Raw genomic sequence first — 20,224 nt, forward strand, 5'->3', positions numbered from 1 at the left:
ATGACTGGAGCCGCCATGAGCCTGCCCGCCGCGTTCCTCGACACGGTAGAACACCTGATCCCCCGCGAGCGCCGCTTCGACGACCCGCTCTCGACCCTGGCCTTCGGCACCGACGCCAGTTTCTACCGGCTGGTCCCCAAGCTGGTGATCCGCGTCGAGAGCGAAGACGAAGTCGCCACCCTGCTCAAGGCCGCCCACGCCCATCAGGTGGCGGTGACCTTCCGCGCAGCGGGCACCAGCCTCTCCGGCCAGGCCGTGAGCGACTCGGTGCTGCTGGTGCTGGGCGACAACTGGAACGGCCGCGACATCCGCGATGGCGGCACGCAGATCCGCCTGCAGCCCGGTGTCATCGGCGCCCAGGCCAACGCCTGGCTGGCGCCCTTCGGCCGCAAGATCGGCCCCGACCCGGCGTCGATCAACGCCTGCAAGATCGGCGGCATCGTCGCCAACAACGCCAGCGGCATGTGCTGCGGCACCGCGCAGAACAGCTACCACACCCTGGCCGGCATGCGCCTGCTGCTGGCCGACGGCACCCTGCTGGACAGCGAGCTGCCTGCAAGCGTCGAGGCCTTCCGCGAAAGCCACGGCGCGCTGCTCGACCAGCTCGCCGAACTCGGCCGGCAGACCCGCGCCAACACCGAGCTGGCCGCGAAGATCCGCCACAAGTACCGGCTGAAGAACACCACAGGCCTGTCGCTGAACGCGCTGGCCGACTACGACGAGCCGCTGGATATCCTCACCCACCTGATGGTCGGCTCCGAAGGCACCCTGGGCTTCATCAGCGCGGTGACCTACGACACCGTGCCGGACCACCCGAACAAGGCCAGCGCGCTGATCGTCTTCCCCGACGTGGAAACCTGCTGCAAGGCCGTGACCGTGCTCAAGCAGCAGCCGGTGTCCGCCGTGGAACTGCTGGACCGCCGCAGCCTGCGCTCGGTGGAGAACATGCAAGGCATGCCCGAATGGGTGAAAAGCCTGTCCGCCAACGCCTGCGCGCTGCTCATCGAATCCCGCGCGGCGACTCAGTCGCTGCTGCACGAACATCTCGCACAAATCAGCGCCTCCATCGCCGATTACCCGGTGGAGAAGCAGGTCAACTTCAGCGAAGACCCGGTGGTCTACAACCAGCTCTGGCGCATCCGCAAGGACACCTTCCCGGCCGTCGGCGCGGTGCGCGAGACCGGCACCACGGTGATCATCGAGGACGTCACCTTCCCCGTCGAACAACTGGCCGAAGGCGTCAACCGCCTGATCGAGCTGTTCGACAAGCACGGCTACGACGAGGCCATCCTGTTCGGCCACGCGCTGGAAGGGAACCTGCACTTCGTCTTCACCCAGGGCTTCGAATCGCCCGAACAGGTGGCGCGCTACTCGGCCTTCATGGACGACGTCGCGCATCTGGTCGCGGTCGAATACGGCGGTTCGCTCAAGGCCGAGCACGGCACCGGACGCAATATGGCGCCCTTCGTCGAGCTGGAATGGGGCCACGACGCCTACCAGCTGATGTGGCAGCTCAAGCGCCTGCTCGACCCCACCGGCATCCTCAACCCCAGCGTGGTACTGACCGACGATCCGCAGTTGCACCTGAAGAACCTCAAGCCGCTGCCGGCCGCCGACGAGATCGTCGACAAGTGCATCGAGTGCGGCTTCTGCGAGCCGGTGTGCCCTTCCAAGGGCCTGACCCTCAGCCCCCGCCAGCGTATCGTCATGTGGCGCGACATCCAGGCCAAGCGCCGCGCCGGCGTCGACACCACTGAGCTTGAGCGCGACTACCAGTACCAGGGCATCGACACCTGCGCCGCCACCGGCCTGTGCGCCCAGCGCTGTCCGGTCAACATCAACACCGGCGAGCTGATCAGGAAACTGCGCGGCGAAGAAACGCACCACGCAGGCACCGCCTCCTGGCTAGCACGTAACTTCTCGACAGCGATGAAGGGCACGCGCTTGCTGCTTCACGTCGCCGATGGCGCGCGCCGGCTGCTCGGCGCACCACGCCTGGCCCGTTTCAGCACTTCTATTAGCCATGCCAGCCATGGCCGCGTTCCGCAGTGGACGCCGGCCATGCCACAGCCGATGCGCCTGCCATCCACGCTGCAGGTTGTGGATAACGGCAAGCCGCGCGTCGTCTACCTGACCGCCTGCGTGTCCCGCGCCATGGGCCCGGCGGCAGCGGACGAGGAGCAGATGCCGCTGATCGACAAGACCCGCCAGCTGCTGGAGAAGGCCGGTTACCAAGTGGTTTTCCCGGACAACGCCGACAACCTCTGCTGCGGCCAGCCGTTCGCCTCCAAGGGCTACAAGACGCATGCCGACGCCAAGCGCGACGAGCTGCTCGCCGAGCTGCTGCGCGCCAGCCGAGGCGGCCTCGACCCGATCTACTGCGACACCAGCCCCTGCACCCTGCGCCTGGTGCAGGAACTGGCGGACGACCGGCTGAAGATCTACGACCCGGTGAAGTTCATCCGCACCCACCTGGTGGAGCGCCTGGACTTCCAGCCGCAGGACAAGCCGGTGGCCGTGCACGTCACCTGCAGCACCCAGCACCTGGGCGAAAGCCAGGCGCTGATCGACCTGGTCAAGCGCTGCACCCGCGAGGTGGTGATCCCCGAGGGCATCCACTGCTGTGGTTTTGCCGGCGACAAGGGCTTCACTACGCCCGAGCTGAACGCGCACTCGCTGCGCACGCTCAAGGAAGCGGTGCAGTATTGCGAGGAAGGCGTCTCCACCAGCCGCACCTGCGAGATCGGTCTGTCTGCCCACGGTGGCATCGATTATCGCGGCGTGGTCTACCTGGTGGATCGCGTCACCCGCGCGCGCCTGTAAGCCCCCTGAAGCACCCGGCGGGCGGTACGAAAGCCCCCGCCGGAGCTTGCCATTTCGAGCTGGCAAAAGTCCTCAGTCATTTAAGCTCTCGTTAACTTGCCAGACCTAATGTGCATCCAATGCGAGGGCAGGCCTCGCTGATCGGAAGCAGGAGGCAACATGGCAATTCAAGCGTTGCGACTCGACTCGGTTAACGTGCTCGGCAAGCAACTGATCATCGAACTGTTCGACTGCATCGACACGCGCTTCGACGATATCCAGTGGATCGAGGAGAGCATGCTCGAGGCCGCGCGACAGGCAAACGCCACCATCGTCACATCCGCATTTCACAAGTTCAGCCCGATCGGAATTTCCGGCGTCGTGGTGATTGCCGAATCGCATCTGGCGATCCACACCTGGCCCGAGTTCCACTATGCCGCGGTGGACGTTTTCACTTGTGGTGACGTGCTCGATGGCGACAAGGCGGTCCAGGTGCTCTGCGAGCGACTGGGCAGCCGGCGTCACCTGGTCTCCAGCATGGACCGGGGCCTCAATGGCCATCGCCTGGGCCTGCTCACACGCGGCCAGAACGACGCTCTCGTGCCGGCCTCACCCCGACTGACGAGCGAGGACAGGGAGGTGGCATCATGAACGAGCCCCACATAGAACCCGCGCAGCTGCTGGCCGACGCCAATGCCCTGCGCTACGACATCGACCTGACCGGACTCGTCCCCCCGGAAGTCGCCGCCCAACTCCCCCCGCTGCCCCCCAATCATTTCTACTTCTATCCGCCGGACCCCAAGCAGGTCGGCGATGGCGCGACCAGCTACATCGAGGACAGCGACCCCTTCGACCAGTACGTCTATCGCCTGAGCCGCGTGGTCTATCAGGGCCGCACGCGCTGGCAGAACGTGCTGATCGCCGACACCTACAACTACGACCGCGTGCTGATGCTCGACGGCGCGATCCAGAGCGCGGAAACGGACGAATCCCTGTATCACGAACTGCTGGTGCAGCCCGCCATGCTGGCGCACCCCGACCCGCGCGATGTGCTGATCATCGGTGGCGGCGAAGGGGCGACGCTGCGCGAGGTGCTGTCCCATGCGAGCGTGCGGCGCGCCGTGATGGTCGACCTCGACCAGGAGCTCGTCGAGCTGTGCCGGGAGCACCTGTTCCAGTGGCACCAGGGCGCCTTCGACGATCCACGTTGCGAGCTGGTATTCGACGATGGCCGCGCCTATCTCGAACAGGACCCCTCGCTGTTCGACGTGGTCATCATCGATGTCGTCGACATGCTCGACAACGGGCCGGCGCAGGCGCTCTACACCCGGCAGTTCTACGAACTGTTGCACGCCCGACTGCGCCCCGGCGGCATCGTCGCGGTACAGGGGCTGGAGTTCTCCCACTGCGACGACAAACCCCACGCGGCCCTCGCCCGCACCCTGCGCTGCGTGTTCGGGCAGGTGCACAGCTACCGCGCCGCGATCCCCTCGTTCCTGTCGTCCTGGGGGTTCCTGCTGGCGTCCGACTGGCTCGCGCCGAACCTGTGGTCCGCTGAAGAGATCGACCGCAGCATCGATCAGCGCCTCGGCCAGCTCTGGCTCGACCACATCGACGGCGAATACCTGAAAGCCTGCTTCGTGATGGATCGGGAGACCCGCTTCCTGTTGTCGCAACCGGGACCGGTGCTGGAAGACGGCGTGCACTTCATTGCGCCGCCGGACATCGAGGAAATCGAGTTCGGCCCGGCGCAATTGCCCGCCCTGACCGGGTATAGACGATGACCGCCGCCCCGGCCCCGAGGCTCTCCCCGGCCATCCTCGCGCCCTGCCAGCTGTACCGGGTGAGTTACCGCAACCGGGACGACGGCCTGCCGGTGCTGCTGCGCCTGGAGGATCCGCAACCGGCGCTGGCATTGCTGGCGCGGGATGAGGAGCTGACCGAGGACAGCCTGCTGCCCGACAGCGCCGCCGCTGACGAACTGCTGGTGATATTCGCCAGCGGCGGCCTGCAGACCGGGCATGCCTGGCGCCAGCGCCTGGAGTCCTGGATGGCGCCCGATCCGGGCGCGCAGTCGCCAATGCTGGATATCCCGTCGTTCAGCGACCGGGTGCTCTGGCGTCCCGGTCGAGGGTTGATCATTGGCAGCCCCGAGCGCTGCCGGGAACTGCTCGAAGGCCTGGTCGCCTTCGACTGGTACGAAAGCCGCCTGCGCGATCTGGAGAATGCCGTCGCCCAGGCCTGGGAGCCAGCCCAGCGCGATATCGAGCTGACGCACCAGTTGCAGCCGCCGGCGTTGTTGCGCCAGACCCAGGTCAACCGCCAGGTGCTCCACACCACGCGCTGGCGCATGACCTACACGCGCCTGGAGTCGCACCTGGAAAAGCCGCCGCAGCAGTTGCCCGGAGCCGTGCGCAGGCTGTACAACGAGCTGTCCGTCCAGGCCGAGGCGCACGATCGCCTCGCCGCCCTGGACGACCGCATCGAAGTGCTGCAGGACCTCTATGAACTGGCGACCGACCGGCTCAGCGAATACCGCTACTATCGAGGCGAGTTGCGGGTGGAATGGCTGATCGTCGCAATCCTGCTGATCGATACGGGCCTGAGCCTGTGGGAATTCTGGCATCGCTGAACAGGGAGCTGCCATGAGGATATTACTGGCGGAAGATGACCAACTGCTGGGCGACGGAATTCGCGCCGGGCTCGGCCTGGAAGGCGACACCGTGGACTGGGTCCAGGATGGCCAGGCCGCCGACCAGGCGCTGCAGACCGACGAGTTCGACCTGCTGGTGCTCGACCTCGGCCTGCCGCGCAAGGACGGCCTGGAAGTACTGCGCGCCTTGCGCCGGCGCGGCGACCTGACGCCCGTGCTGATCCTCACTGCCCGCGACAAGGTGGCCGACCGCGTGGCCGGCCTCGACGCCGGCGCTGACGACTACCTGACCAAACCCTTCGACCTCGATGAACTGCTCGCCCGCGTCCGTGCCCTCACCCGCCGCCGCACCGGTCGCGCCGCGCCGCTTCTGCAACACGGTGAATTGATGCTGAACCCGGCCACCCACCAGGTCAGCCTCGCCGGCGCGCCAGTGGAACTGGCCCCGCGCGAGTACGCGCTGTTGCGCCTTTTGCTGGAGCAGCGCGGCAAGGTGCTGTCGCGCACTCGTCTGGTCGAGGCCCTGTACGGCTGGGACGGCGACCTGGAGAGCAACGCCATCGAGGTCCACATCCACCACCTGCGGCGCAAGCTCGGTAACGGCCTGATCCGCACCGTGCGCGGCATCGGCTACGGCATAGACCGTCCCGGCACTCCGTCCTCGCCGTGAGTTCCGCTCCGCGCCGCGCCGGCTCGCTCAGCCGCCGCCTGTTGCTCTTGCTGATCGGCGGCATCTCGCTGTGCTGGCTGGTGGCCGGTTTCTTCACCTATCACCTGACCCGCGAGCAGGTGAACGGCCTCTACGACCAGGACATGATCGACTTTGGCCAGGCCGCCCTGAGCCTGGTGGATATCGCCGACTCCGTCGACGCCCAGCCCACGCCGCCAGGGGACATCATCGCGCGCAGCCGCAAGGCCATCGAAGGCTTGCCGCTGATTCGCCGGGAAGCCACGCTGGGTTACTCCATCTGGTACCAGGGCCAACGCCTGCTCACCACCGACCAGCCGCCACCCGACGTCGAGCAGCAGCCGCTGGGCTTCTCCCGCCTGGAACAGGGCGACGTGCGCTGGCGGGTACTGCAGATCGCCTCGACAGGCCCGGACGGCGTGCGGATCTGGGTATTCGAGAACCAGCAATACCGCTCCAAGACCCTGCGACTGCTGCTGTTCAGCGCACTGTTCCCGCTGCTGCTGGCCCTGCCGCTGTTCCTCGTGCTGGTCTGGCTCGGCGTGCGCCAGGGGCTGGCACCGTTGCGCAGCCTGATAGCCCAGCTCCACCTGCGCACCGCCCACAGCCTGCATCCGCTGTCACTGAACCGGGCGCCGGTGGAGGTGCACAGCCTGGTCAACGAACTGAACCTGCTGCTGGAGCGCCTGCAATTGGCCATGGAGGCCGAACGCCGTCTGACCAGTGATGCCGCCCACGAAATCCGTACGCCGCTGGCCAGCCTGCGCACCCACGCCCAGGTGGCGCTGCGCTCCTCCGATCCGGCGGCCCATGCCCATGGCCTGCAGCAGGTCAGCCGCAGCGTCGAGCGCATCAGTGCGCTGATGGAGCAGATCCTGTTGCTGGCCCGGCTCGACGGTGAAGAGCTGCACGAAACCTTCAGCCGTGTCGACCTCGGCCTGCTCGCCGAGGAAAGCATCGCCGAGCTCGCCCCGCAGGCCATCGACAAGCACATCGACCTCACCCTCGACACCCAGCCGGGCACCACCCTGATGGGCGTGTCGGTGTGGCTCGGACTGATCCTCACCAACCTGGTCGGCAACGCCCTGCGCTACACCCCCGACGGCGGCCGGGTGGCGGTGACCCTGGAGCGCGCCGGCACCAAGCTGCTGCTCTGGGTACGCGATAACGGCCCCGGCGTTGCACAGGCCGAGCAGGCCGCCATCTTCACCCGCTTCTATCGCAGCCCCAGCGTTGCCAACAGCGCTGGCAGCGGTCTTGGCCTGCCCATCGTCAAGCGCATCGTGGAGATCCATCACGGCCGCATCAGCCTGCACGAAGGGCTGGAGGGCGCCGGCCTGGGCGTTTGCGTCGAACTGCCGGCAAGCGCTGGCGAAAAAGAGTGAACCTGGCGAAAAACCCGACAGTCCACCCTGTACGGTCCGCATGATCGGTCCGCGACAACTCGGGCAAATTGCCAGGAGTCCAACCATGAAACGTATCGCCCTGCTCATTACCGCTGCCCTGCTGGCGTCGCCGGCATTCGCCGCCGACCTGTGCAGCGACAACCTCCAGAAAATCGACGCCGCCGTGCAGTCCAATGCCGGCACCGCTCAGACCCAGGACCAGGCCATGCGCCTGCAGGAAAAGGCTATCCAGTCCCAGCAGGCAGGCAATACCAAGGCCTGCATCGCCCAAACCGAAAAAGCCCTGAAGCTGCTCAAGCAGACCGGTAGATCCTGATCCCTGTTCGACGGCCGGCCGGGCGCGCCGGCCGCCTTGTTTTCCGGGTGCCTTGTCCCCCGCGGGATTCGTGCGCCGATAAACCCGACGAAACTCTCACCATTCGCGATAAAGCAGTTCATTGACCCGGCCGACAGCCGCCGCTGGCTGCTGCGCGGCTTGGCTGCGGTGCCACGGCGGGCACCGCGCCAGGGGGAAAACGTCCGTTGATCGACACCTGGTGAAACCATTTCTTGAGCGTGCCCCACGATCGGATAGAATGCGCGGCGTCATTGGGGAGTAGCCGACCGTTCTCGCGAACGGGGACGACGTCAACACACTTGGCCCACAGGCCATGGCGTCGCCAGCGATTCTGCCTGGCAAGACCTTTGACCACGCAGCCTCCGAACGGCCGGGGAGCGCGTGGTCATGGGTATCGATCCGGCCGGGAGTTTTCACCGTGATGCACCACCCCATCCCTTGCTCCATCCATCTGGAGCCGCGCGCATGCTGACCTTCATCTTCGAACTGCTCGGCATGCTGCTGGTGATCCTGATTGCCGCCGAAGTCTTCACCAATGCGCTGGAGCATTTCGGCGAGCGCCAGGGCATCTCCGAAGGCGTCACGGGCTCGCTGTTCGCCGCCATCGGCACCGCCCTGCCGGAAACCCTGATCCCCCTGCTGGCACTGTTCGCCGGCACCAGTAACGCCAACCTCAACCAGGAAGTCGGTGTTGGCGCCATCCTCGGTGCGCCGTTGATGCTGTCGACCCTGTCCACCTGCCTGATGGCCTGCTTCGCCCTGCGCGCGCGTGGCCTGACCGGACGCGTGCGCCCCGAACGCACGGGCCTGCAACGTGACCTGAACTTCTTCCTGATCGCCTTCAGCGTCGCCACGGTCGCGATGTTCGTGCCGGCGGGCTACCTGACCGTGCGCCTCGGCCTGAGCCTGCTGCTGGTGCTCACCTATGTTGCCTACATCACCCTTACGCTGAGGGCGTCGCAGGAGCTGGTGGAGAACGGCCACGGCACTGAAGCCGACCACCACATGTACCTGTCGCGCATCGGCTTGCCGACCAACCTTGCGACTATCCTGCTGCAGCTACTGCTGGGCTTGGGTCTGCTGGTGCTGGGCGCCAAGGGCTTCATCCATGGCGTCGAGGGACTGTCGCACCTTCTGGGCGTCTCCGCGCTGCTGCTGTCACTGCTGGTCATCCCGATCGCCACCGAACTGCCGGAGAAGATCAACAGCATCCTCTGGGTTCGCCGCGGCAAGGACACCCTGGCCTTCGGCAATATCAGCGGCGCCATGGTGTTCCAGGGCACCCTGCTGCCCGCCATCGGCATCCTGCTCACCCCCTGGCAACCGCGCACCGAAGTGCTCACCGGGGTGCTGATCACGCTCGGCGCCGCCCTCTGGCTGCGCCTCAATGCCCAGCGCGACGGACTGCCGATCTGGGTGCTGCTGCTCAACGGCGCCCTGTACGCCGCCTATCTGGGCATCACCCTGTCACGCTGACGAGCGCGGCGTACCGCCTACACTGACCAGTCTGGGCTGCCGTTGCTGCGGCAGCCGCTTGTCATACGCGATACGCCGAAGGAGTGAGCATGAAAATCCTGGTAGTCCTGACCTCCCACGACCAGCTCGGCAGCACCGGCAAGAAAACCGGCTTCTGGCTCGAGGAGTTCGCCGCGCCCTATTACGTGTTCAAGGATGCCGGCGCCACCCTGACCCTGGCCTCGCCCAAAGGCGGCCAGCCGCCGCTCGATCCCAAGAGCGATGAAGAAGACGCCCAGACCCCGGCCACCCGCCGCTTCCGCCAGGACAGCGAAGCGCAGGCCGCGCTGGCCTGTACCGTGAAACTCGCGGAGGTGCACGCCGACGACTATGACGCCCTGTTCTACCCCGGTGGCCACGGGCCACTCTGGGACCTCGCGGAGGACAGGACGTCGGTGGCGCTGATCGAAGCCTTCCACTCCAGCGGCAAGCCCGTCTCCGCTGTCTGCCACGCCCCGGCCGTATTCCGCCACCCACGTGGCCTGGACGGCCGTCCCCTGGTACAGGGCCGACATGTCACCGGGTTCACCAACAGCGAGGAGGAAGCCGTCGGTCTCACCGACGTGGTGCCCTTCCTCGTCCAGGACATGCTCAAGGCCAACGGCGCCCGCTACAGCAAAGGCCCCGACTGGCAGAGCCACGTGGAAGTCGACCGGGGCCTGATCACCGGCCAGAACCCCGCTTCCTCCGAGGCCGTGGCCGAAGCCGTACTGAAATTCCTGACCTGACAACGAGTTGCGCCGCCCCGATTGGACCTTGGGGCAGCTTTCCCGTAGAATGGTCGCCGACCTTTCAAGGTTTTGGGGCCGATTAGGATTCGACGCCGGTAACAAAACTCGAGGGGCATGCCGAGTAGGTGACAGTTCTCGTAAATCAGCTGCCACAACTTTATAGTTGCCAACGACGACAACTACGCCCTAGCAGCCTAAGTGCCGCTAGCAGACCCTAGGGGATGCCTGTAAACCCGAAGATTAGGTCTGTCATATAGAACAGGATCGCCGCCAAGTTCGCTGTAGGCGTAACGGCTAAAACTCATACAGCTCGCTCCAAGCACCCTGCCACTCGGGCGGCGCGGAGTTAACTCAGTAGAGATGGCTAAGCATGTAGAACCGACAGCGGAGAACTGGCGGACGGGGGTTCAAATCCCCCCGGCTCCACCAAACAAACCCCTGAAAACCTAGCGTTTTCAGGGGTTTTTCTTTGGGCGTCGAAAAACTGTCGAAACTGGTAGCACTTGCGCATTTCTCCAGCTTGCCAAGTGATGGCTTTAGGCGGGACTCTACCTCCTAGATAGATAAATTATGGAGGTATGAAAGATGAGTTGGCCAAATATTTTAATGACACCGGCAAGCAAAACGGACATAGGTGTTCTGGCATCCATAGTCACGAACAAAAGTGTTTTTGTGCACTCAGGATAAAGTTCAATCCAGGGGTAGACCATACAGCATACGCCAAATATCTGAGGCGCATGGTGCGTATGCTCAAAGCCTGGAGATCACAAGATATAAAGGAGCGTCCGTTGGCAGGTTATTCTTATTCGGAGGCGACCGCGGCGCAGGAAAGAAGCCTACTGATTGGTTTAAAACCGAAAAGCTAAATGCACCACTAATCTACAGTTTTTAGTCACGCAACTGGTACTTCGGAGACTGCAAGCCAACGGTTACCGTATCAAATGTGGCACTTATGAAAAAGGTATTTGGCTCCGCACTGGCATTGATGATGCACGCAGGCTTGCTCAAGACCAAGCCCCGAATGGAAGCTATACTGGCGACATAATTTAATTTGCATTAGCCTTTGAAAGCAACGAAAAACTCCAATACACACTCGACCTCAACGGAGTATTAGCAATACCCTTAAATCCAATCATACCAAATCAATACAACGGCCCAAATCGCATTGCATCATGCAAATGATCCGGCGATAGGTGCGCATCGTCATCGCAAGCGTAGAGTGGCCCAGAGTTCTCTGTAATGTGAGGATGTTGCCGCCATTCATTATAAAGTGTGCCGCAATGCGTCGCTTGCTTGTCCTTCTGGCAACTGAATCGTAGTACGTTCGAGATCACGACGGAAAGACGTGATGTATGAGCATTGGCTTTCCAGTGTACTTGGAACCTATCAGCAATCTCAGCCCGAATAGGCACATGACTAACCCTCCCGGACTTGGTGCCTGCGTATGTAACGACATTGCCTTGTACGCGATGCGGAGTCAGCTGCTCAGCCTCCGACCAACGTGCACCAGTCGCCAGACATAGCAACGCGACCAGCTCCGTATGCGGATTCTCGCAACCGCTTCGGATCGCCTGGAGGAGTTCGGCAATCTGTGCCGAGGTCCGCCAGGACAACTCCCGCTCTTGGAGCTCGAGTAACCGCACCCTGGCCAGCGGGTTGTCGTAGTCGATTTCTCCAGGGGCCTTCAACTCGTTAAACACGGCGCTGGTATAGCCCAGTTCGTTATTGAGTGTCTTACCCGAAATGCCCTCATCCAGGCGCTTGCGACGAAGCTGCGCATAGACCGCCGCCTCGAATGCAGTACCTACTGGGTCGCCTATATGAAAAGGCGCTTCCGCGACCTGGCCAAGAACACGGCACAGCTGGTGACGCTGTTTGCGCTGCCGAATCTGTGGATGGCCCGACGACATTTACACAGTAATGCAGGAGAGGTGCGCCTATAGTGCGGGGAATAGCCGCCGCGAGGTGCTCGCAGCGGCGAATAAAGACCGGAATGAGTGAGAGATCTGAGCGTTGGATCAATTCGCCACTTTCAAAATCGGCGGCGGCCGAAGTTGGCCAGAAACACATGGCTACTTCAGACCCTCCCTACCCCTGAACCCAACCTGATATCAGCACAAGTATCGACACCCGCCACCGAGCGTTTTTTTGCCTGGAGAGAATCCATCCCCATCACCAGGCAGGGGTTGGCCTCTGTCTGGTCGAAGTGGTACCACGGTGCGACCGGAACGGCCGTGGTGACTGACTGCCTATGTTCAGAGGGAGTGCTGGTGGTTCATGACAAAGGCCATGCAGATGGCTAAATATTTTCATGCCGAGTAATGAGTTCATGTATAGTGCTCGCTTTTTTCTAAGTGGCGGAGTATGAGATGCGCATAGATGCTCTCACAAGCTTACGGTTTTTAGCTGCAATTATTGTTGTGTTTTCGCATTTTGGCGGGAATGTTAGCTATATTAATTCCCTTCCTTATTCTCTAAGGAATGGCTCAGTCATGGTCACATTCTTCTTTGTTTTGTCTGGGTTTGTTATAGCTATCGCGAACCGAAAAAAAGAGATTAACATTGCTGAGTTCTATGTTAAGAGAATATTTAGGATTTCCCCTTCATACTTCTTCTCCATTCTTCTTGGGGTTTATGTATTTTATGGAGCACTAAATACTCTAGGACTTTTGTCCATTTCGACATTTATGCTAGCTTGGTTCCCGGCGCTGCCTGATCAGATCAATGGCCCAGCATGGTCTGTATCTGTAGAAGCTTTCTTTTATGTTGTTTTCCCTGTGCTTTTTGTTTTCACCAAGAATATAAAAGGTTTTGTATATTCTAGCCTTGCAGCATGGCTGATTACCCAGCTCGTTCATGTGAATATTATTGGCGCTGAATCTATTAACACTAGCTGGCCTTCGATTGGCTTTAGCTTGGTTTATTATTTCCCCATTTCACACCTAAATAGCTTTATGATCGGCATTGCAACTGGCTGTTTGTATTCAGATTACAAGGATAGGATTTCATTTGATGGATTTTTATCCTTGGCAACATGTGTATTGTCCGTAGCTTTTGTTAGCTATGTTATCTGTAACATTCACTCATGGGAGCATATGATCGGATTTAAATTACCGGTCGAAGCAAGTCTCCTGTCTCCTATTTTTGCAGTTCTTATTTTCATCTTCTCCGTCTCTAGGAATATTTTAATTGACATGATGTCAATGAGGGTCTTTGTGTTTCTTGGCGAGATAAGCTATTCGGTTTACATACTGCAACTTCCACTTTATTTGTTTTGTTATAAAAATATCTTTCCTTATTTTTCAATGTCTGACGACTATAATTTTTTGTTATATATCTCCATTCTTATGCTCGTTTCTTCGCTTGCGTATATTTTCCTAGAGAAGACATCTATGAAGCTTAGTAAAATAATTTGCGAAAAGATTCGGAGTCGTGCAGTTTCTGTATATGCATATAATTAGTAGCAGCGCTTTATCTGTGCAAAGCATAGAATGATAAAAGCTGAACAGCCTTGAGTAATTTTAAAAATCAAACTCGGCGAGTGCGGGTTTTTATGTCTGAAGAAAAATTATGACTGTTACCGATAAAAGCTATAGCGTGCACCTCCAACAGCTTGAATATCTTCCCCCGCGCCTCACGCAGTTGTAGGTTCAGTTCTTCGAATTCGTTCTCGTACATCTGGAGGTGTCGGCAGGTTTCAAGCGGTCCCATGAGCGAGCCTTAACAACCCTGTTTGCATACACAGTAATTGGGGCGCAACATTTCGCAAGGGTGAGGCAGTGATGAGTAATTTTCGCGTGGCAGAACGCCGGAGAGGTTTGAGCAACGCTCAATCACCTATGAGGTGGTGCTGGCGAGTATTCTTCCAAGTCAGAGTTGGGATAGGCCTCCAACCCAACATGTAGGGCCCTGTACCCCCGACCTCAAAACAATAAAAATATTCATTAAAAATCAATACCATAAAGATCATTCTCAAACGCCCCGGCTCAAATCAAAAAAGGCCTAATCCCTTGATTTTCTGAGAGAATTTCAAGGTTTTTTGCTTTCTGGGACAGTCGATTACCAAAGAATAACCCTGCCAGCTAACGGGTTCAGCCGAACCGCTTCCGCCAGATGCTCGGTGCATATCGCATTGTCATCGCAAGGCTGAAGAGCCCCTGGCTCTTCTGCAATGTGAGGATGTTTCCCACCCTCCGGAATGAACCAGCCAGGGATCGTCTGAAGTAGCCCGGTATCTATCGGACGCCAATCTTCAGCGATTTTGAAGGCACAGGCTTAATTAAAATCGATCAAACAAGTGGCCGAACTGACCTGCTTGCTGTCGAGGTGGCGGAACGTTTGGGAGTATCCGGTTGCTACACCCGCGTAGATTGATTGAGCAACGGCAGACCGAGTCCGGGGCCAACTCCCCGGGAGTTTGACCTCCCAGTGATCTGCGATAGCACGCGTGCCCACGGCACTGCCAGCTGTCGCCGAATGCGGTGCCGTCATTACTGATGCCTGCCGGCGTAGAAAATTCTCGCGAGTTGCAGACTTAGGCCACCTCTCTTTAAACAATCAACATCAGTTGTTTAAAACCCGATCCATCTGCATCAGCTTTCCTTCTTTTGTTCCAGTCGGAATATAGATATACCGAGGAATTTCCCGGAAGATATTTTTTATCCTCACATCATATTTCAGACGACATGTTCTGACCGCAATCTCAAGGGCGTTTTGATCTACCCACCACTGTTCACGATCATCTGAAATTGTCTCCATTAAATATTGCCTAACCCCCTTCAGTATCTCTCTTGATTCTTTATTATCAAGATAAATCGACATCCCTCCTGTGTATCTCTCCCACGGCAAAGTATTCTCCAGTATTCTCAAGCCAACATCAGCCCCCTCAAGCCGAAGCAAAGGCTTAGGCGAGTCCAATATCACACAGTCAAAATCCAAGACAATGACCGGCACCTTTACAGCATCAAGAAGATCTAATGCGTGAATAAATCTAAGCGAAGAGGATACTGGGCCAACATTACATACCAAGCCAATATTCTGATTAACTATTTTGAATCTAGCATCCTCAATGGAAAAGCCAACCTCATCGGTAATGGAAATATGGCAATAGAAGTTATCAGCCAACCTTTGTAGCGAACTTATCAAATAGCTGCCATAGTCATCAAAATATTTTTTATTGCAGGAAACGGAGATGCAATAGTCGGGCGTACCACCCGGAAGCTCAGTCCTAACGCTTCCTATTACATCATTCACCACCGGCTCTATATCTATAGTTTCCTTACCGTACACCGAAGATACCGGTATCGAAATATACGGATTAAATTTAGGGGATTTTTCATTATTGAACTTTTTAATAATTTCCGTATAAGCCTTATAGTCACCCAGCCCATAATAAAAACAGGCCTCAAAAATACCCACAACAGATCGCACATCAGTATCTTTCCAATCAATCCCCTTTAATTCGGAAAAACCAGATACTATATCACTTGCATCTGAATTCAACACCAATGCCTTGCAATAATAAACCACTGCATCTGGATGCTGAGTCTCCACTAGCGCCTTCTTTGAGTACTCCAGAACCTCACTGGTCGTCTTCTTATTTTTCTTTACAATCAGCGCACACAGCCTGATCAAATAATTTGACTTTTTCTCCACCTCATAAAGATAGAGATAGATTGATTTAGATATACCATAAAGATACTCGTCCGACTTATTTATGAAGTTACAACTTTGCCTAATGTCATCTGCAATCTTAAGCAAACTCTCGTTCATCCCCGCCCTCCACCAATCCAAATCACTTAACTAACAACCCAGAAAAACTTAAACTTTATAAATAATGCTCAAACCTAGCTATACAGCCAGAAAAGGACACCCCATATTCATGGGGCTTTCTTTGCAGATAAACAGTTTTCGCTTCGGTGCTGATCCAAGGCGCCCAATACATCACTAGCCATTTCTTTTTGAATCGAACGGCGCGAATAAATGGCAACAAATCCTGACCTACATACGGAGCTCAAATTCAGTCTCCGCAGCGCGGCAACTGCACTCTCAACATCGCATGGCCTGAAAATTGCGGTATTTATAATCTTCTGTTCAACGAATTCGGCCGGATACCCCGAAACTCCGGCCCATATCGGTTTTCCCGTTGCCGCATACTCGAAAAGTTTTGATGGCAGTACGCGCCGGAATGCACGGTTGCGGTTCAAGTGGAGAAACAACACATCCGCACTCTGGTACAAGCTCACCAGGTCGGAGCGCTTGATAGGTGGAAGCAGCTCCACATTGTGGACGTCATGCCTGGAAAGCGCTCTGGCCAAACGGCCATGAGCACTACCAGCCCCCACTACCCGGAAGTAAGCTTCCCCCTCCAGCCGTTTGGCCAAGGCTGGCAGAACATGATGAAGGCCCTGCCCTTCCCCTATGTTTCCGGCGTAGAGGACTTGCATCAGGCCCGGCGGAGCACTGGACTCCTCGCTAGAAACCATGGGCAGGAATAGATCATCAACGCCATTGGTATGAACCGTGAACGCTCTGGCGGGATAACGTGACGTGAAGTAGCTCAGGAATCCAGGTGATATCAGGTTGACCTGGGTCGCCTTCTGGATGGTCCAGCGTTCGATCCGGGAAAAAAGCAGCGTGGCCAAACGTCCGAATGTTTTCGGCAATAGTTCCGGCAATGCGTCGACAAGGATGTCCCGAATGTCAAGATAAAGTGAGGCCCTTTGCCGTCGGGCCACTATGGCTCCAAGCGTAGCGGTCATCAGGCGTGAGGACGTGGCAACTACCAGGTCATAGTGCTCTCGCCTTGTGATGCGCAACACGCCCCGCGCGTATGCAAGGAAGCTCCTGGTCTGATCGATAACCCCTCCCTGGTGTGTCGGCACGGCAATGCGACGGATGCGTAGTGCGCCGTGCTTTTCAGATCGCGATGTACGCGCCCTGAAGCTCCGATAGCGATTGGGTAAGGTGGTGACGACATCAATCTGAATATCATCACCGCCCTCTTCCAGCAGTGCCTTGACCAAAGCCTCGGCACGGAACGACCCGGCCGAGAGATCAGGCTCGAAGTAGTAGCTCAGCAGCAGGATGCGTCGTTTCATGATGTTGGCTGCCGGCCTTCAAGCACTTGCCGATACAGGGTGAGCAGTGCTGATTCCTGCTGTTCCCAAGTGAGCCGGCGCCCTGCCAGCAGCGCGTTGTGGCGCATCCGGACACGTAACTGAGGGTCACCGACCATCACTCTCAAAGCGCTGACCAGCGCCTGAATATCGCCCGGACGGATCAAGAGGCCAATGTCATGCTGCTGAACGACTCGGCGAATCTCCGGGAGGCTTGAAGCTATGACCGGTAAACCCGCCATCAGGTATTCGAAGAGCTTGTTCGAGTCGGTGGTGAAGTGATTCAGGCAGGTATTCTCGATCGGCTGCAGGCCGACATCCGCGGAGGCGGTGTAGGAAGGCAATTGCGCCAGAGATACCGTCGGGATGAAGTGAACGCGCTCCCCCACCTCCAAGGATTCACTGAGCTGCTTCAGTTCGGTTGCAAGGCGTCCACCGCCGATGAAAACGAAGTAGGCATCGGTCACCGTCACCGCGGCACGGACCAGTCCCTCCAACCCCCGCCCCTGCTGAAGGCCACCCTGATAGAGAAGAATGGGCCAGTCATGCGTGAGCCCCAACTCGTCGCGAATACGAGATGAAGTCATCACTGAGTGACGAGGGCGATTCTGCAAGACCAGCGGCCGGGAAATGCCGTAGGCCCTGGCGAAGAACTTGGCCCGCGCATCAGTCGTTGTAATGGCTCCGTGTACGCGCGGCATGAGAAGACGCTCGACGAAACCGACCAGATTGCGAAAGCTTGCATAGCCCTCGCGACTGGTACTGATCTCGTGTGCGTCATAGATAATCCGGGCACCGGATAGCCGAGCAGCCAGCCAGGCAGTGGGGAGCGTATTCGCATCGTGGGCGTGGACGACAGCGGCCCGATGCCGGACCATTCGCCACAGTAGCCCCGCATGCGTCCATAAGCGCGCCACGATGCGCAGCGCTCGCTGACGGACGCTGAGTCGGCCGATGACTCCGTTGGCCGAGGCCCTTGCCTGCTCTGCGCAGTTGCCGCCCATGGTCCGGCGTTTGCGGATCTTCCACAGCGGGCTTCTCGCCACGCGCACGATCTCGATCCCGCTCTCCAGCCTCTCCCGCTCAGCGGTGACACCAGGGGTATGCAGAGCGAAGACAGTCACTTGATAACCGGCAGCCTGAAGCGTTTGCGCTTCCTTCAGGACCCGGGCGTCATTGCGGAACTCGTTCCAAACGATCATGGCGATGCGAGGTGCGCTATCCATGCTGGAGCTCCTCCTGCACCACTTCCTCGCGCAGCAACGACAACACGTCAGCCAGTAGCGCCAATGCAGAGGCATAATTGCGCTGACTACAGAATCGTTCGAATGCATAAACCAACGCGGCAAGCGTGACTGCCGACAATGGGACAGCTGCCAGGCCAGGACGCAGAGTCTTTGCTGTCGCCAGTGCGCCTGCCAGTTTCTCTCGCTCATCCACTGGCCATCCGGCCCCCAATGGCTCGATTCGCCAGCTCGGCCAGTGGCTGAGCAGAAACTCGCCCGAGTCGTTGACCAGCAACGTCTCCGATGTCATGTCCAAGGAGGCAATTTGCCGGGGCAGTGCCGACAAAAGCTCACGCACGTGATCGAACACTTGCAGAAAGCGTTGCAGACTCTCGGCTTGCCCCGGCAAGGACGCCGCAATACCGAGGCTTTCTATCTGTCTGGCGTCCAGACGCCACTCAAGGGATTGACGCGACCGTTTGAAGCGCTGCAGCAAGTCCTTCGGTGGCTCAATGGTCATCAGGTAAGCCGTTACCGCTAGAACTGCTGGGCCAACCTGGCGGCGATTGACCTTGCTCTCGCCCCGCCATGCAAATACATGGCAACGCATTCCACCCACCGAGCAAGCGCTTATGAAACAAGGACAGGGCAGAGCTCTGGACGAGGACAGTAATGTCAGCTCTTGTGCCGCGAGAGCGCTGACCTCTCCACTGAAGAGCTTCAAGAGATAGCGGCGTTGTTGGCCGGAACCCTCATCTGAGCAGGCCACTTCAAAAGCATGTACCCCTGCTACTCCTACCTGATGCCAAGCGACGTCCAGCTCGGCTGGCGAAATCCGCTCGACTTCGCGGAGCACCTTGGAAATCCAGACATGGCGGGCAGCCTGACCCAACGCGGAGTGATCCTGAAGGTCCTGAAAGCGGTTTTCAGTAATCAGTGGCTGGGCATGGAAGAACAGCGCGCCGATCTGCCTGCGTTGCGCACGAAGCGAGGCAACATCCTGGATCATCCCTGCCAGTCGCTGGAGTCCCTGCCGGATGAGCAGAAGCGAAATGACCGCCACCCAGACCGAAGGATGATCGCCACTCAAGAAGTCGGCCACGATGTAAAAGAAAGCAAGCATGAAGCCAGCAGAGGCCAATGCACTCATGCCTCCGCCCAGCTTGGCCCGCAGAGCCTTCTGAGCACTCTCGCTGTAACTGCAGACGGCGACCACTGAAAAGAAAGCAGTCAGGATGTAAAGAACGACGACCAGGCACAGTGATGGGTAGAGATAGAGCAGAATCGAAAACGAAATCACTATGAAGGTGGCAGCTGCCAAACCACGCACGTACTTTGAATAGGCTGAAGTGGCCAGCTTCACCTGTTTTTCAAACAGGTCGATCTTTCTGCTGTGCGCCAGGAGAAGACCCGCACCACGCCTTGATAGGAGCCTGAGTGAAAACTCCATAGCGACATGCAAGATATAGCATAGCAAAGCCAAGCCACTTATAACGATGATCAACCAGTCGCGCTCAAAGCTTTGCAAATAGGCTGGGAACTGAATGGGAATCGTCGTTCCTCCCAGCAGGACCATAACCTTCAGCGGCAGAAAGAAGGCTATTAGAAGCAGGAACTGTGAACCCAGTGTAAGCACCTGAATTAGCGCTGTAGTGACCGGCACAACCCTGAAGAATTTTTTCCCCAGTGAAAATGACCATCCGACAGTCGATCTGACTCCACGCAACAACGGTGTCATGGCAATTCTG

The 20,224-nt window shown here is 58.6% G+C and carries 13 protein-coding genes, 1 other RNA gene, 2 pseudogenes and 1 riboswitch; of the genes and pseudogenes, 12 read left to right on the forward strand and 4 right to left on the reverse strand.

The window, feature by feature from the left end; genetic code table 11:
* Positions 1–15 precede the first annotated feature (15 nt).
* From GA645_RS24280 to GA645_RS24340, 12 genes and pseudogenes are all read left to right on the forward strand, one after another.
* A complete protein-coding gene (locus tag GA645_RS24280; protein WP_152226209.1) occupies positions 16–2,823 on the forward strand; it encodes an FAD-binding and (Fe-S)-binding domain-containing protein in 2,808 nt (935 codons plus the stop codon).
* A 159-nt stretch (positions 2,824–2,982) separates the two neighbouring features.
* Positions 2,983–3,384 (forward strand): annotated as a pseudogene (speD, locus tag GA645_RS24285) (adenosylmethionine decarboxylase); the annotation flags it as partial.
* Between the two features lie 65 nt (positions 3,385–3,449).
* The gene (locus GA645_RS24290; RefSeq protein WP_152226213.1) at positions 3,450–4,586 is read left to right on the forward strand and encodes a fused MFS/spermidine synthase; all 1,137 of its coding nucleotides are present in this window, start codon (positions 3,450–3,452) and stop codon (positions 4,584–4,586) included.
* The gene (locus GA645_RS24295; protein ID WP_152226215.1) at positions 4,583–5,434 is read left to right on the forward strand and encodes a hypothetical protein; all 852 of its coding nucleotides are present in this window, start codon (positions 4,583–4,585) and stop codon (positions 5,432–5,434) included. The genes GA645_RS24290 and GA645_RS24295 overlap by 4 nt, the downstream gene beginning before the upstream one ends.
* 13 nt (positions 5,435–5,447) lie before the next feature.
* Positions 5,448–6,125 carry a response regulator gene (locus tag GA645_RS24300; RefSeq protein ID WP_152226217.1) on the forward strand — a complete coding sequence of 226 codons (678 nt, stop codon included), beginning with the start codon at positions 5,448–5,450 and terminating at the stop codon, positions 6,123–6,125.
* Positions 6,122–7,528 carry a HAMP domain-containing sensor histidine kinase gene (locus GA645_RS24305; RefSeq protein ID WP_152226219.1) on the forward strand — a complete coding sequence of 469 codons (1,407 nt, stop codon included), beginning with the start codon at positions 6,122–6,124 and terminating at the stop codon, positions 7,526–7,528. Before GA645_RS24300 ends, GA645_RS24305 begins: the two co-directional genes overlap by 4 nt.
* A gap of 85 nt (positions 7,529–7,613) precedes the next feature.
* Complete coding sequence (locus GA645_RS24310; RefSeq protein WP_152226221.1) at positions 7,614–7,865, forward strand: hypothetical protein; 252 nt, start codon at positions 7,614–7,616, stop codon at positions 7,863–7,865.
* 262 nt (positions 7,866–8,127) lie between these two features.
* Positions 8,128–8,285, forward strand: a riboswitch (yybP-ykoY riboswitch).
* A gap of 66 nt (positions 8,286–8,351) precedes the next feature.
* Entirely contained in the window at positions 8,352–9,362 is a 1,011-nt protein-coding gene (locus GA645_RS24315; RefSeq protein ID WP_178119592.1) for a sodium:calcium antiporter, read from the forward strand.
* A gap of 89 nt (positions 9,363–9,451) precedes the next feature.
* On the forward strand, positions 9,452–10,129 hold the full coding sequence (locus tag GA645_RS24320; RefSeq protein ID WP_152226223.1) for a type 1 glutamine amidotransferase domain-containing protein: 678 nt from the start codon (positions 9,452–9,454) through the stop codon (positions 10,127–10,129).
* A gap of 74 nt (positions 10,130–10,203) precedes the next feature.
* Positions 10,204–10,561, forward strand: a transfer-messenger RNA (tmRNA) gene (gene ssrA / locus GA645_RS24325).
* Positions 10,562–11,949: 1,388 nt separating this feature from the next.
* Positions 11,950–12,075, forward strand: a pseudogene (locus GA645_RS24335) (IS5/IS1182 family transposase); the annotation flags it as partial.
* A 426-nt stretch (positions 12,076–12,501) separates the two neighbouring features.
* Positions 12,502–13,593: an acyltransferase gene (locus GA645_RS24340; protein WP_152226225.1), complete on the forward strand. Its 1,092-nt coding sequence runs from the start codon at positions 12,502–12,504 to the stop codon at positions 13,591–13,593.
* Positions 13,594–14,695: 1,102 nt separating this feature from the next.
* Here the strand turns inward: GA645_RS24340 and GA645_RS24350 are convergent.
* From GA645_RS24350 to GA645_RS24365, 4 genes are all read right to left on the reverse strand, one after another.
* Positions 14,696–15,904, reverse strand: a complete 1,209-nt coding sequence (locus GA645_RS24350; protein ID WP_152226227.1) for a hypothetical protein — start codon at positions 15,902–15,904, stop codon at positions 14,696–14,698.
* 107 nt (positions 15,905–16,011) lie between these two features.
* A complete protein-coding gene (locus tag GA645_RS24355) occupies positions 16,012–17,232 on the reverse strand; it encodes a glycosyltransferase family 4 protein (RefSeq protein WP_152226229.1) in 1,221 nt (406 codons plus the stop codon).
* Complete coding sequence (locus GA645_RS24360; RefSeq protein ID WP_256676012.1) at positions 17,229–18,476, reverse strand: glycosyltransferase family 4 protein; 1,248 nt, start codon at positions 18,474–18,476, stop codon at positions 17,229–17,231. The genes GA645_RS24355 and GA645_RS24360 overlap by 4 nt, the downstream gene beginning before the upstream one ends.
* Positions 18,469–20,214: a hypothetical protein gene (locus tag GA645_RS24365; protein ID WP_152226231.1), complete on the reverse strand. Its 1,746-nt coding sequence runs from the start codon at positions 20,212–20,214 to the stop codon at positions 18,469–18,471. Before GA645_RS24365 ends, GA645_RS24360 begins: the two co-directional genes overlap by 8 nt.
* Between the last annotated feature and the right edge of the window lie 10 nt (positions 20,215–20,224).

The sequence above is a fragment of the Pseudomonas sp. SCB32 genome, from assembly GCF_009189165.1.
Classification (GTDB): domain Bacteria; phylum Pseudomonadota; class Gammaproteobacteria; order Pseudomonadales; family Pseudomonadaceae; genus Pseudomonas.

Excerpts from the sequence above, each read along its gene's own strand:
- GA645_RS24280 (WP_152226209.1), top strand. The coding sequence starts at position 16 with ATGAGCCTGCCCGCCGCGTTCCTCGACACGGTAGAACACCTGATCCCC.
- GA645_RS24290 (WP_152226213.1), top strand. The coding sequence starts at position 3,450 with ATGAACGAGCCCCACATAGAACCCGCGCAGCTGCTGGCCGACGCCAAT.
- GA645_RS24295 (WP_152226215.1), top strand. The coding sequence starts at position 4,583 with ATGACCGCCGCCCCGGCCCCGAGGCTCTCCCCGGCCATCCTCGCGCCC.
- GA645_RS24300 (WP_152226217.1), top strand. The coding sequence starts at position 5,448 with ATGAGGATATTACTGGCGGAAGATGACCAACTGCTGGGCGACGGAATT.
- GA645_RS24310 (WP_152226221.1), top strand. The coding sequence starts at position 7,614 with ATGAAACGTATCGCCCTGCTCATTACCGCTGCCCTGCTGGCGTCGCCG.
- GA645_RS24315 (WP_178119592.1), top strand. The coding sequence starts at position 8,352 with ATGCTGACCTTCATCTTCGAACTGCTCGGCATGCTGCTGGTGATCCTG.
- GA645_RS24320 (WP_152226223.1), top strand. The coding sequence starts at position 9,452 with ATGAAAATCCTGGTAGTCCTGACCTCCCACGACCAGCTCGGCAGCACC.
- GA645_RS24340 (WP_152226225.1), top strand. The coding sequence starts at position 12,502 with ATGCGCATAGATGCTCTCACAAGCTTACGGTTTTTAGCTGCAATTATT.
- GA645_RS24350 (WP_152226227.1), bottom strand. The coding sequence starts at position 15,904 with ATGAACGAGAGTTTGCTTAAGATTGCAGATGACATTAGGCAAAGTTGT.
- GA645_RS24355 (WP_152226229.1), bottom strand. The coding sequence starts at position 17,232 with ATGAAACGACGCATCCTGCTGCTGAGCTACTACTTCGAGCCTGATCTC.
- GA645_RS24360 (WP_256676012.1), bottom strand. The coding sequence starts at position 18,476 with ATGGATAGCGCACCTCGCATCGCCATGATCGTTTGGAACGAGTTCCGC.
- GA645_RS24365 (WP_152226231.1), bottom strand. The coding sequence starts at position 20,214 with ATGACACCGTTGTTGCGTGGAGTCAGATCGACTGTCGGATGGTCATTT.